The 12,366-nt window shown below is 66.4% G+C and carries 10 protein-coding genes; 7 read left to right on the plus strand and 3 right to left on the minus strand.

The features are described from left to right. Nucleotides 1–144: 144 nt before the first annotated feature. Nucleotides 145–1,977: an RNB domain-containing ribonuclease gene (locus KDG50_13685; GenBank protein ID MCB1866465.1), complete on the plus strand. Its 1,833-nt coding sequence runs from the start codon at nucleotides 145–147 to the stop codon at nucleotides 1,975–1,977. 70 nt (nucleotides 1,978–2,047) lie between these two features. Here the strand turns inward: KDG50_13685 and KDG50_13690 are convergent, their stop codons facing one another. From KDG50_13690 to KDG50_13700, 3 genes are all read right to left on the minus strand, one after another. After that, nucleotides 2,048–2,680: a histidine phosphatase family protein gene (locus tag KDG50_13690; protein MCB1866466.1), complete on the minus strand. Its 633-nt coding sequence runs from the start codon at nucleotides 2,678–2,680 to the stop codon at nucleotides 2,048–2,050. A 4-nt stretch (nucleotides 2,681–2,684) separates the two neighbouring features. Further along, a complete protein-coding gene (locus tag KDG50_13695; GenBank protein ID MCB1866467.1) occupies nucleotides 2,685–3,317 on the minus strand; it encodes a PEP-CTERM sorting domain-containing protein in 633 nt (210 codons plus the stop codon). A 76-nt stretch (nucleotides 3,318–3,393) separates the two neighbouring features. Beyond that, a complete protein-coding gene (locus KDG50_13700) occupies nucleotides 3,394–5,439 on the minus strand; it encodes an elongation factor G (GenBank protein ID MCB1866468.1) in 2,046 nt (681 codons plus the stop codon). A 126-nt stretch (nucleotides 5,440–5,565) separates the two neighbouring features. Here KDG50_13700 and KDG50_13705 point away from each other — a divergent pair, with 126 nt between their 5' ends. The 6 genes from KDG50_13705 (at nucleotide 5,566) to KDG50_13730 (ending at nucleotide 12,304) form a co-directional block, all read left to right on the plus strand. Then, complete coding sequence (locus KDG50_13705; GenBank protein ID MCB1866469.1) at nucleotides 5,566–6,264, plus strand: DUF1566 domain-containing protein; 699 nt, start codon at nucleotides 5,566–5,568, stop codon at nucleotides 6,262–6,264. Between the two features lie 442 nt (nucleotides 6,265–6,706). Continuing rightward, entirely contained in the window at nucleotides 6,707–7,192 is a 486-nt protein-coding gene (locus tag KDG50_13710) for a CinA family protein (GenBank protein MCB1866470.1), read from the plus strand. A gap of 125 nt (nucleotides 7,193–7,317) precedes the next feature. Continuing rightward, nucleotides 7,318–8,358 carry a recombinase RecA gene (gene recA / locus KDG50_13715; protein ID MCB1866471.1) on the plus strand — a complete coding sequence of 347 codons (1,041 nt, stop codon included), beginning with the start codon at nucleotides 7,318–7,320 and terminating at the stop codon, nucleotides 8,356–8,358. Nucleotides 8,359–8,681: 323 nt separating this feature from the next. Beyond that, complete coding sequence (locus tag KDG50_13720) at nucleotides 8,682–9,290, plus strand: gluconate 2-dehydrogenase subunit 3 family protein (GenBank protein MCB1866472.1); 609 nt, start codon at nucleotides 8,682–8,684, stop codon at nucleotides 9,288–9,290. Next, nucleotides 9,287–10,978, plus strand: coding sequence for a GMC family oxidoreductase (locus KDG50_13725; GenBank protein ID MCB1866473.1), 1,692 nt, complete (start codon nucleotides 9,287–9,289; stop codon nucleotides 10,976–10,978). Before KDG50_13720 ends, KDG50_13725 begins: the two co-directional genes overlap by 4 nt. Before the next feature lie 84 nt (nucleotides 10,979–11,062). Then, nucleotides 11,063–12,304, plus strand: coding sequence for a nucleoside:proton symporter (locus tag KDG50_13730; protein ID MCB1866474.1), 1,242 nt, complete (start codon nucleotides 11,063–11,065; stop codon nucleotides 12,302–12,304). The last annotated feature ends 62 nt before the right edge of the window (nucleotides 12,305–12,366 follow it).

Here is a 12,366-nt window from a genome sequence, read left to right on the forward strand (position 1 = left end):
TTTCGCGCGTCGCGGTTCATGACGGAATTGGCAGATTGACGAACGGTCCCCAGGTCGCGGTCGTCGGCTCGGACGAGAACCGGCCCGCGTGGCCCGCCCTGCTAGAATCGCGCCCCGCCTCTCCCACACCCAGTGCGTTTCCAAATGACCGCGTCCGCGCGTCCCGGCAGTCTGGTCCTGTACAAGTCCGCACCCGCGCGGGTGGTCTCGATCACCGACAAGATCGAGATCGTGCCCGCCGACGGCCGTCTGCGGCGGGTGCGCGACAAGGACATCGTGGTGCTGCATCCCGGCCCGGTCGGTGACCTGAATGCGCTCGGCAGCCCGAGTGGCGAGATCGAGGCCGCACACGAATTGCTCGGCGACGAGACCATGAGCCTCGCCGAACTCGCTGAGCTGATCTACGGCGAGTTTCGGCCCGACACGGCCTGGGCGACCTGGCAACTCATCGACGACGGGCTGTGGTTTGCCGGCTCCGTGGAGCGCGTGACAGCACGACCGGCCGTCGAGGTCGCCGAGCTGCGCGCCGAGCGCGAGCGCAAGGCGCTGGAGAAGGCCGCCTGGGAGGGCTTTCTCGAACGCGCCCGCGCACGCAGACCGCTGACCGACGCCGAGGACCGGCGCTACACGGTCGAGGTCGAGGCCGTGGCGCTGGGCAGGAGCGAGTCGTCTCGTGTGCTGAAGGCGCTCGATCTCGCGCAGACGCCTGAAACCGCGCACGCCTTCCTGCTCGAAGCCGGGGTCTGGCAGCCGCGTCGCAATCCGTACCCCGAGCGCTTCGGTCTGCCGGTCGACGATGCCGACGGAACGGTCGGCGAGCTGCCGGACGAATCGCGCAGCGATTTGACCGGGACGCCTGCCTACGCGATCGACGACGCCGACAACACCGACCCGGACGATGCCATCGCGCTCGACGGCGACCGTTGCTGGGTGCATGTCGCGGATGTCGCCGCGCTCGTGGCGCCGGAAAGTGAACTGGACATTGCCGCCCGCGAACGAGCTTCGAATCAATACCTGCCGGAGCGCACGGTGCACATGCTGCCGCGCGCCATCACCGAACGACTCGGCGTTGGCCTCGCGGCGGAATCCCCGGCCCTGTCCATCGGCTTCGTGCTGGATGCCGACGGCGCGCCCGGCGACGTGCAGATCGAAACCGCCCGCGTGCGGGTCGCGCGCATGAGCTACGAGCAGGCCGAGACCAGACTCGATGCCGATCTGGCGCCGTTGTGGGCGATTGCCGAACGTCTGCAACAGCGGCGGCTCGCGGCCGGCGCCGTGCGGGTGCGACTGCCCGAAGCGCGCGTGCGTGTACTGCCAGACGGCGCGATCGACATCCGCGAACTGCCGCCGCTGCGCGCGCGCGATCTCGTCACCGAGTGGATGCTGGCGGCCGGTGAGGCGGTCGCGATCTGGCTGGAAGAACGGAGCATCGCCGCGCCGTTCGTGACACAGGGTCCGCCCGATGAGCGCGTGCCGCGACCCGGCGACGCGATGTCCGGGCAGTACGCGTTCCGGCGGGCGTTTCAGCGCGCGGTCATCCGCACTGGCGCGGCGCCGCATGCGGGGCTGGGGATCACGCGCTATGTCCGTGCGACCAGCCCGCTACGGCGTTACGCGGACCTAGTCGTGCACCAGCAACTGCGCGCGGCGTTGGCCGGTGCTACGCCGCTGGACCACGAGGCGATGCTCGAGCGCATCGCTGCCATGGACAACCTCGCTGGTGCCATCGCGCGGTCCGAGCGATTTTCCAACCTGCACTGGAAACTCGTGTGGCTCGGCGAGCAGCAGGGCTGGAAGGGCGAGGCGGTCGTGGTGGAACTCGGCGAGCGCGGCCGGGGCACCGTCATCGTGCCGTCGCTGGCGCTGGAGACGAAGGTGCGGCTGCCGGACGGCGCGCGACTCGACGACCGCATCGAACTGAGCCTGGACCGCGTGGATCTTCCCGCACAGATCGCCTACTTCCACACGAAGCGCTAGAGGTCCTGAAGCCGGGCATGTCCCGACTGCACGACGAAGCTGAAGCCTTCGAACTACGCTGGTGGGGCTGTCATTCTTGAACTGGAATCCTTCCGAGCACTTCAATCTCGCCGTCGTCAAGGATCTTGCCGACCAGCAGCTCGCCGATGCCGATCAGCTCCAGCGTCAGCGCATCGATGTTCGGGCGATGATTCACGAAGACGATTGGCGACGTTCCGCGATGCTTCGCGAGCAGGGCGCCTGCCGCAGCCAGGAATGCTTCCTGCCCCGTGGTGTCCTCGACCGGCCGTTGTCGCAGGTCCGGATCGGCGATGAACTTCCCGAATGCGATCTGCGCGGTCTGTGTACAGCGGCACATGGGCGAGCTGATCACGACCGGGTTGATATCGTGTGCCGAGAATGCCGCGCCAACCGCGCGTGCCTGGGCGCGGCCTTCCTCCGTCAGGATGCTTTCGCCCACACAGTTGCCGCTTGAATCCCACACCAGCATGTTCGTGCCGTCGCGGTTTCCGCCGGATTCCGCGTTGCGCATCAAAACGACCATGTTCGGGTCGTGGCGCAGTTTCTCCCAGAGACCAACGTCTGCTGTTGCGGTTGATGACAGCAGCACGAGCACGATCATCCAGTTCAGTGTAGCTGTTGATTCGCGCCGCTGGGGTGAGCAATCGATCTGCCCGAACCGGCCGCATGGCAGCCGTGCCATCGGCTTAGCAGGTGTGTTGGGGCTTGTTTCGCGTCAGGCCCATCCCGGCGAGTCCGAGGCCGAACAATGCCAGGATGCCGGGTTCAGGGACTGCGACGCGGACCAGCCAGTTACCCCAGGCCGCATTGGTCCAGTCGGATGCGTCCGAATTGAGGATGACGCGGGATCTGTCCGAATTCGAGCCAGGGGGCGCGGTGTAGAAGCTATACCGCAGGGTGGCGCCACCAACGCCGTCCAGTGCATTGCCATCATCAAACAGCCCCTGGGCGGAGAAGGTTCCGCCATCTGCGATGGACTGGGAAAATGTCCGCCCCAGCAGATCGATCAACGACAGCATCGGCGCCGAGGCCGCGCCGTCATACGGGGGGGCGAAGCCTGCGTTGGTGAACAGCGTGGTGACTTCCGAGATCGTCGCATGGCGCCACCCCTGGAAATCGCCACCGACACCAAAATGACTGGAAACATCGTCGAAAGAACGGCCCTGTGAGCTCGTAAGATCCAACCACAGAAGGTTCTGATCTGTATCGGTCGTGGTCATGCCGTTGTCGATCAGGACCGCAGATGCGGGGCTCGCCAGCAGGCCAATTGCGGCGAACGTCAGGCAGCGGGCCGTGGTAAGCGCTCTGATTTTCGTCATGATTCGGTCACCCTCATGAAGTGTCAGCAGGTCCGGCGCAGCGCCAGACGCAACACGACCCTAACATGATCGGACTTCAGTCGTCCTGGCGCGGGCGGTGCGCGGCGGTCAGCGACTGCTGCACCTTCGGCGGTGCCGGTTCGTAGCGTGCGAACTGCATGGTGTAGGCGCCGGCGCCGGCCGTGAGTGAACGCAGGCGCGTTGCGTAGTCGTCGAGTTCGGCCAGCGGTGCCTCCGCCGTAATGGTCAGCGTGCCGTCGTCGGACGCATCCGTGCCAAGAATGCGCGCACGGCGCGAGGCCAGATCGCCGCTGATGTCGCCGATGGAGGCCGCGGGTGCGCGCACCTGCAGGGCTGCAATCGGTTCAAGCACGATCGCCCCGGCGTTGCCGACCGCATCGATGAATGCCTTGCGTCCGGCCGTCACGAACGCGACTTCCTTCGAATCCACCGAATGGGTCTTGCCATCCGTGACGGTCACGCGCACGTCCACGACCGGAAAGCCCGCGATCGCGCCGCCTTCGATGACCTGCCGCACGCCTTTTTCGACGGCCAGGATCAGCGACGCCGGGATCGCGCCGCCCGTGACCCTGTCGACGAATTCGAATCCCGCACCGCGTTCCAGCGGCTCGACTTCGAGCATCACCTCGCCGAACTGACCGGCCCCGCCGGTCTGCTTCTTGTGCCGGTGATGGCCGGATGCCGAGCGCGTAATCGTCTCGCGATACGGCACGCTCGGTGGCCGTGTGGCGACGCGCACGTGATAGCGGTCGTCCATCTTCTCGAGCGCGACGCGCAGGTGATATTCGCCGAGCCCGCGCAGCACGGTCTCGTTGGCCGAGATGTCGTGCTCGATGCTCAGGCACGGGTCCTCGGCGACGATGCGGTGCAGAACGTCTGAAACCTTCTGTTCGTCACCGTGGCTCTCGGGCGTCAGCGCCAGCCTGACCACGGGCGCGGGCAGGTCCCAAGGCTCCGCATGCAGGTCATCGAACTCGTGCGTGCCGTGCAGGATCGCGTCCAGGTGCAGGTCGTCGACCTTGGCCACGGCACAGATCGCGCCGGGACCTGCGCGTGGAATCTCCAGGTGTTCCTTGCCGTGCATGCGAAACAGATGACCGACCTTGAACGAATGGTTGCCGTCGTCGATCAGCAGCGTGTCGCCCCGACTGATCACACCTTGGTGCACGCGCAGGGTGCCGAGCTTGCCCAGGAACGGGTCGTAGTCGATCTTGAACACATGCGCGAGCACGGGCCGGTCGGCGTTCGGGCGCGCGAGCAGGCGTTTGGCCTTGTCGCCGTGGCCGGCGATGAAGAAATGCGGCGTGCCCTCGAGCGGGTTCGGCGCGAGTCGTTCGACGACATCGAGCAGTTCCGCGATGCCGGCGCTGCTGCGCGTCGACGTGAAACACACGGGGATCAGGTGCCCCTCTCGTAGCGCCTGCTCGAACGGGTCGTGCAGGGTCGCGGGGTCCACGTCGCCTTCTTCCAGATAGCGCTCGGTCAGTGCATCGTCGACCTCTACGACCTGTTCCATCAGCGCCTGGTGCGCCTCGGCGACCGAAGAGAAATCCGCCTGCCCAGCGGCATGGTCGAAGCAGTCGACCACCCGGCTTGCCCCGCCGGCCGGCAGGTTCACCGGCAGCACCTCGGGACCGAAGGCCTCACGCAGCTCGGCGATGCGCGCGGCCAGCTCGCCTTCGCCGGCGGCGTCGATCTTGCTGATGACGATCATCGCGGCCATGCCGTGCGCGCGGAGCTGTTCCATGACACGGCGGGTGACCGGCTCGATTCCGGCGGTGGCGCTGACGACCAGCACGGCGCATTCGACGGCGGGCAGGGCGCTCAGGCTGCGGCCGATCAGGTCCGGGTCGCCGGGGGTGTCGAGGATGTTCACGCGCACCCCGGCGTGGCTGAAGCCGAGGATCGTGGTGTTCAGCGAGTGGTGATGGCGCTGTTCGAGCGGGTCGAAGTCCGACACCGTCGTGCCGCGCTCGATCGAGCCCGGCTCGTTCAGCACGCCCGCCGCGACCAGCAGCGCCTCGGCCAGCGAGGTCTTGCCGCAGGCGGCGTGGCCGACCAGGGCCAGGTTGCGTCGCTGTTCGAGTCGGGTATCGGCCATTGGAGGGAAGTCTAGCCGATTGCGGTTGGCGGCAACGCGTCCCCCTCCGCCGCCACGCTTGCCGCCGGGCCGGTTACGGCCTCAGACTTCCGCTTCAATAACAATTCAGCGATTCGGGGAACGTCCATGAGAGCATTACCGCTGCAACGCGGAGCGGCTATTGGCCTGCTGATCCTTGCGCTGTCCGCCACACCCGCCCGGGCGACTTTGATCGACAACCTCGACGGTACGGTGTTGGACGACGTAAGTGGATTGGTTTGGACGAAGAACGCGAATCTCGCGGCGAGCAACACCTTCGGTGTGGGCGGCATCGCTGCTACCGGGAGGATGACCTGGGACACCGCCCAGGCGTGGATCGCGGCGATGAACGCGGCGAACTATCTGGGCTTCAACGACTGGCGACTGCATACGATCACCGACACCGGCGCGCCGGGCTGTGACTTTGCCTTCACGGGTACGGATTGCGGCTACAACGTGGATCTGGGCACGGGAGAACTCGCGGACCTGTGGTACCGGGCCCTGGGTAACATCCCTTACTACGACACCAGCGGTAACGGACCCCAGGCCGGCTGGGGCCTGACCAACACCGGCCCGTTCGACAATATGCAGTCCGACTACTATTGGTCGGGTACCGAGTACGCACCCAGTACCGTTAACGCGTGGACCTTCCACACGGACCGCGGCTACCAGGACCTCAACCTTAAGACCAATCTCTTCTATGGTTGGGCGGTTCGTACCGGCAATGCCGGCGTACCGCTGCCGGGAACGGCACTGCTGCTGGGGCTGGGGTTGCTCGGCCTGACGGCACGTCGCCGTCTTGCGTGACCCCGGCGCCGTAGGGTGCGTACCACGCACCATTTTCGGCGCATGATCACTCCATACGGTGCGCCGTGCGCACCCTACTCACACCGCACATGTAGGGTGCGTACCACGCACCGCATACGGCATTTCAGACTTCCGGTGCGCCGTGCGCACGCTGCCCACACCGCACATGTAGGGTGCGTACCACGCACCATATCCGGCGCGTGATGATTCGACTCGGTGCGCCGTGCGCACCCTACTCACTGGCGGCTGGCTCCGCTGCGCCGTTCGCACCCTGCCCACAGTGCACACCTGCGCAATGCGCGCCGTTTGCGCGGCGCCTGGCCGGCGGGTCGGAATACTCGGACACGACTCCGTCAAATCAGCCGACAAGCGGTCCGTGCCGGCCTGCTAGACTTCCGGCGGTGCGATTTGCAGTCTGGCCCCGCTGCCCCCGGAGCGTGTCTTGAGCGACCTTCTCAACCTGCTGGTGAGTTTCGCCGGAGAGCGGCTGGTCGCGCGCGGCTGGAAGCTGGCCGTGGCCGAATCCTGCACCGGCGGGTGGATCGGCAAGGCCATCACGGATGTCTCGGGCTCCTCGGCCTGGTTCGAGCGCGGCTTCGTGGTCTACAGCAATCAGGCGAAGGTCGACCTGCTCGGGGTGAAGCCGGCGACGCTGGAGGCCTATGGCGCCGTCAGCGAGCCCACCGCCCGCGAGATGGCGGACGGCGCGCTGGCGCGCTCGCGCGCGCAACTCGCCGTGGCGGTCACCGGCATTGCCGGCCCGGACGGCGGCAGCCGCGAGAAGCCCGTCGGCACGGTGTTTCTGGCCTGGGCCGCGCGCGACGAGGAGACCCGCGTGCAGCGCATGCGCTTTCTCGGCGATCGTGCCGAGGTGCGGCTGCAATCGGTGCAATCCGCGCTGCAGGGGGTCGTGGACCTGCTGTCCTGATCCGGCCCGCGGCCGGCCGTCCTGCCGCCGTTGCGTCGCGACGCCCGGTTACTGTATGTTTAACCAGTATCGGCCTGCGAGCGAACGGGCCACCCGAAAACAAGCTGCCAAAGAGAGTTTCAACGATGGATGACAACCGCAAAAAGGCGCTTGGCGCCGCGCTGACCCAGATCGAGCGCCAGTTTGGCAAGGGCGCCGTGATGCGCATGGGCGATGTGGCCGCGGTGCGCGACGCAAGCGCGATCTCCACCGGTTCGCTGGGGCTGGACATCGCGCTCGGCATCGGCGGGCTGCCGCGCGGCCGGGTCGTGGAGATCTACGGGCCGGAGTCCTCGGGCAAGACCACGCTGACCCTGCAGGTCATCGCCGAGGCGCAGAAGGTTGGTGGAACCTGTGCATTCGTCGACGCCGAGCACGCGCTCGACCCGGTCTACGCCGGCAAGCTCGGCGTAAACGTCGACGACCTGCTGGTCTCGCAGCCCGACACCGGCGAACAGGCGCTGGAAATCACCGACATGCTGGTGCGCTCGGGCGCCGTGGATGTCGTGGTCGTCGACTCGGTTGCGGCGCTGACGCCGAAGGCCGAGATCGAGGGTGAAATGGGCGATTCGCATGTCGGCCTGCAGGCGCGGCTCATGAGTCAGGCCCTGCGCAAGCTCACGGCGAACATCAAGCGCTCGAACACGCTGGTCATCTTCATCAACCAGATCCGCATGAAGATCGGCGTGATGTTCGGCAATCCAGAGACCACGACGGGCGGCAACGCGCTGAAGTTCTATGCGTCCGTGCGCCTGGACATCCGCCGTATCGGTGCGATCAAGAAGGGCGACGAGGTCATCGGCAACGAGACGCGCGTGAAGGTCGTCAAGAACAAGATGGCGCCGCCGTTCAAACAGGCGGAGTTCGAGATTCTTTATGGTGAGGGCATCTCGCGGCTCGGTGAGGTCATTGATCTGGGCGTCAAGCAGTCGATCGTCGATAAGGCTGGCGCGTGGTACAGCTACAGCGGCGACCGCATCGGTCAGGGCAAGGAAAATGCCCGCCAGTTCCTCAAAGACAACCCGGCACTCGCGGCCGAGATCGAGGCCAAGGTCCGCGCGAACGCGCTGCCGTCGTCGGGCGGCGATTCCGACGAAGAGATGGTCGAGGACCCGGCCGAGGCGTAGCGGTGTGCTGAAACTCTGCCGAATCGGCGCTAAGAGGTTGTTGAAAAAGGCCCATCCATGGCCTTTCCAACCTCGCAACCGAAAAGCGCGGTTTTCGGTTGCTCACGAAAATCAAACACTTGGGTGTTCGATTTTCGGGCGAGACGTTCATGTCTCGCGATAGCAGGCTGTTGAAAAGAGAATTTCAACAGCCTGCTAAAGTCGGCGTGTGAATGCCCGTTACTCCGTGTAGAGATCGCTGGTTCGGTCGCCTCCGCCGTGTCGTGTTCCTGCCATAGCCAATTTCTCGATCCAGCCGCTGAACGCCGGGGGCGACGCGCGGCATGACCGGTGCGCGCCGCGAAGTCCCGGGCGAGGCCCGCCGCCGACTCGATGACTGGCACGGCCGGCTGGTCAGTCGCCGGCGGTTTCTGATCTCGGCCGCGGGCGGCTCGCTCGCGCTGGTGTTTGGCCTGCCCGCCGCACCCGCCGTCGCGGTCGCCACGGAACCGGTCGCGATTGCGCCCACGGCCGCGCAATGGAGCCTGCTCCACGCCGTGCAGAATCACCTTTTCCCGTCGGAACCGGATGCACCGGGCGCGCGCGAGATCCGCGCGCTTGCCTATCTGCGCGGCGTGCTGGCCGACCGCGGCGTGGATCGTGAGGAACGCGAGTTCCTGGTGCGCGGCACCACCTGGCTGGACGAAATTGCCCGGGAGCGCGAGAAGGGACTGTTCGTGAATCTCGATGCCGAGGCGCGCGAGCGCGTGCTGCGCCAGGTCGCGCAATCCGATGCCGGCGAAAACTGGCTGTCGACGCTCCTGTACTACATTTTCGAGGCCCTGCTCCAAGATCCGATCTACGGCGGCAACCCGCGCGGCGCGGGCTGGCAGTGGCTCGAGCATGATCCCGGCCAACCAAGGCCGAACCCGCGCAACCGCTATCGCTCATGAGCCAGGACTTCGACGTCTGCGTGATCGGCTCCGGCGCGGGCGCGGGGCCGGTCGTCTGGTCGCTGGTGCAGGCCGGCTATTCCGTCGTTGTGCTGGAGAAGGGGCGCTGGCTGCGCGACGCCGACTTCGCCAAGGACGAGCTCGCTTGCTCGCTGCGAAAGTTCTACACGCCGAAGCTCGCCGACGAGCAGCACGTGATCGAGGACTACGACGGGCAGGGCGGCTTCAACGCCGTGCCGACCTCGGTGTCCGGCTGGGATTTCTGGAACGGCAATATCGTCGGCGGCGCGACGAATTTCATGAGCGGCTTCTTTCATCGAATGAGGCCGGTGGATTTTCGCCTGCTCAGCGAGTTCGGCCCGATCGACGGTGCGAACATGGTCGACTGGCCGATCGACTACACAGCGCTGGCACCGTATTACGACCGGGTTGAAAGCGCCGTCGGCGTATCCGGTCGCGCCGAGGACGCGCCACATGCGGCTCCGCGCGCGCATGCCGAATACCCCTATCCGCCGACACGCGAACACCCGATCGCGGGCTGGATCGATGCGGCCGGAAAAAATCTCGGCTGGCAACCGATGACCGTGCCGCGGGCGGTGCTGTCACGCCCGGCGAACGAACGCGGCGGTTGTTCGTACTCAGGTTACTGCGGCAGCTACGGCTGCGCGACCGGGGCGAAGGGGAGTTCACGCGTCGCCCTGATCGAACCCGCGGTGCGCACCGGGCGCTGCAAGCTGATCCCCGAAGCGAAGGCCTATCGGCTGATTTCCGACGATCAGGGGCGCGTCACGGGTGTGGACTACTACGACCGTGCCGGACAGGCCAAGCGCATCGGCGCGAAGCTCTATGTCGTCGCCTGCCAGGCGATCGAAACCGCCCGACTGTTGCTGTCCTCGCCGGGGCCGCGTCACGCCGACGGGCTTGGCAACAACACGGGCCAAGTGGGGCGCAACCTGCTGTTCTCCGCCGGTGGCTCGGGCAGCGGAACGTTCTACTACGCCGATCTCTCTGAAGATCGCGCAAAAGAGCTGCGCGAATTCGGCAGTTTCGTCAATCGGGCGCTCAGCGACTGGTATGTGATCGACGACCCGGATTTCGGTCGCGCGAAAGGCGGCACGATCGAATTCCTGTTCAGCCATCCGAACCCGGTCGCACGCGCGAATCGGTTGAAATGGGGCGAGGACGGACTGGTCTGGGGCCGACCCCTGAAACGGCGCTTGGAAGAAGGTTTTCGCGGCGAGCGCACGCTGCGATTTGAAGTCTTCTGCGACTGGCTGCCGACGGACAACTGCTTTGTCTCGCTCGACCCGCAGGTGCGCGACAGGTGGGGCTCGCCGGTCGCGCGGGTGCGCGTGGGTTACCACCGCCACGACCTTCGCGTCGGACAGTTCCTATCCGAACGCGGTGAACGATTGCTTACGGAACTCGGCGCGAGTGGCGTGAACTCCAGCGTTTCCGGTGCGCCACCGGCGAACCTCGTTGCCGGCGGCTGCCGGTTCGGGACCGATCCCGCGACCAGCGTGCTCGACCCCGACTGCCGCATCCACGACGCGGACAACGTCTATGTCACGGACGGTTCGTTCATGCCCACGGGCGGCAGCGTGCCCTACACCTGGACGATCTACGCGAACGCCTTCCGCGTCGCCGACCGCATCATCGAGCGCCTCGGCGGAAAGCGTTCGGCCTGACGCCGTCACGCGATCCGCGCGGGCATAATCCCCGGCCAGTCATTCCGGATTGGCGAGCGACTCGTGCAAATCACACAACCCCTGATGGGTCTGGCCGGGCTCGTGCTGCTTGCGTGGCTGCTCGGGCCGCGTCGTGAGGCGCCGGGCTGGCGCCTGCTTGCCGCAGGCATTGGCATGCAGTTCGTGCTGGCACTCCTGCTGTTGAAGGTGCCGGCCTTTCAGTCGGCCCTCGGTTCGATCAACAGGCTCGTCCAAGACGTCGTGGATGCGACACAGGCCGGCGTGCGATTCGTGTTTGGTTATCTCGGCGGCGGTACGCAGCCGTTCGAGCTGTCGAACGTCGGTTCGACCTTCATCCTCGCGATCCAGGCAATGCCGCTGATCCTGGTCATGAGTGCGCTCTCGGCGCTGCTGTTTCACTGGCGGGTGTTGCCGGTGATCGTGCGTGGATTTGCATGGATGCTGCGGCGGTTGATGCGTGTAGACGGCCCGCTCGGGCTCGGCACCGCCGCGAATGTCTTCGTCGGAATGGTCGAAGCGCCGCTGCTGGTGCGTCCGCATCTGCGCACGATGAGCCGCGCCGATCTGTTCGCGCTCATGGTTGCCGGCATGGCGACCATCGCGGGTACCGTGATGGCGCTGTATGCGAGCGTGCTGAATCCCGTTTTGCCGGGCGCGCTCGGACACCTGCTGACTGCTTCGCTGATTTCCGCGCCCGCGGCGATCCTGATCGCGCGGATTATGCAACCGCCGTCGCTGGCCGCGGGTGAACACCCTGTCACCGTTGCCGACGACGCACCGGGCGACGACTCACCGCGCAGCGCCATGGACGCGATCGCGCGCGGCACGGTCGACGGCCTGCGTCTGCTTGCGCATGTCGTGGCCATGCTGTTGGTGCTGGTTGCGCTGGTGACACTGGCCAACCAGCTGCTCGGCTGGCTGCCGGAGGTCGGTGGCGCCCGGTTGAGCCTGGAGCGAATGCTCGGCTGGCTCATGGCGCCGCTGGCGTGGATGATCGGCATTCCCTGGGCCGAGGCCCAGGCCGCCGGCAGCCTGCTGGGTATCAAGACGGTGTTGAATGAATTGCTGGCCTACCTGCAGCTGGCGGGGGAGGGCGGGGCGGGTCTATCCGGGCGCAGCCGGCTGATCCTGACCTATGCGCTGAGCGGATTCGCGAACCTCGGCAGCCTCGGCATCATGCTCGGCGGGCTGGGCGCAATGGTGCCCGAACGCCGCGCGGAGATCGTTGCGCTGGGCATGCGCTCGGTCGCGGCCGGCACGCTGGCGAGCCTCTGCACCGGGGCGGTTGTGGCCGTGTTGGCCTGAGGCCGAATCAGGGAGTCGACGTTCGTCCGGGGGGGGGCGGAACTGGCAATTTCTGTAATTAT

The sequence above is a fragment of the Chromatiales bacterium genome (assembly GCA_020445605.1).
Classification (GTDB): domain Bacteria; phylum Pseudomonadota; class Gammaproteobacteria; order JAGRGH01; family JAGRGH01; genus JAGRGH01.

Coding starts and splice junctions, on each gene's coding strand:
- KDG50_13690 (MCB1866466.1), bottom strand. CDS start 2,680: ATGGCACGGCTGCCATGCGGCCGGTTCGGGCAGATCGATTGCTCACCC.
- KDG50_13700 (MCB1866468.1), bottom strand. CDS start 5,439: ATGGCCGATACCCGACTCGAACAGCGACGCAACCTGGCCCTGGTCGGC.
- KDG50_13705 (MCB1866469.1), top strand. CDS start 5,566: ATGAGAGCATTACCGCTGCAACGCGGAGCGGCTATTGGCCTGCTGATC.
- KDG50_13695 (MCB1866467.1), bottom strand. CDS start 3,317: ATGACGAAAATCAGAGCGCTTACCACGGCCCGCTGCCTGACGTTCGCC.
- KDG50_13725 (MCB1866473.1), top strand. CDS start 9,287: ATGAGCCAGGACTTCGACGTCTGCGTGATCGGCTCCGGCGCGGGCGCG.
- KDG50_13730 (MCB1866474.1), top strand. CDS start 11,063: ATGGGTCTGGCCGGGCTCGTGCTGCTTGCGTGGCTGCTCGGGCCGCGT.
- KDG50_13720 (MCB1866472.1), top strand. CDS start 8,682: ATGACCGGTGCGCGCCGCGAAGTCCCGGGCGAGGCCCGCCGCCGACTC.
- KDG50_13685 (MCB1866465.1), top strand. CDS start 145: ATGACCGCGTCCGCGCGTCCCGGCAGTCTGGTCCTGTACAAGTCCGCA.
- recA (MCB1866471.1), top strand. CDS start 7,318: ATGGATGACAACCGCAAAAAGGCGCTTGGCGCCGCGCTGACCCAGATC.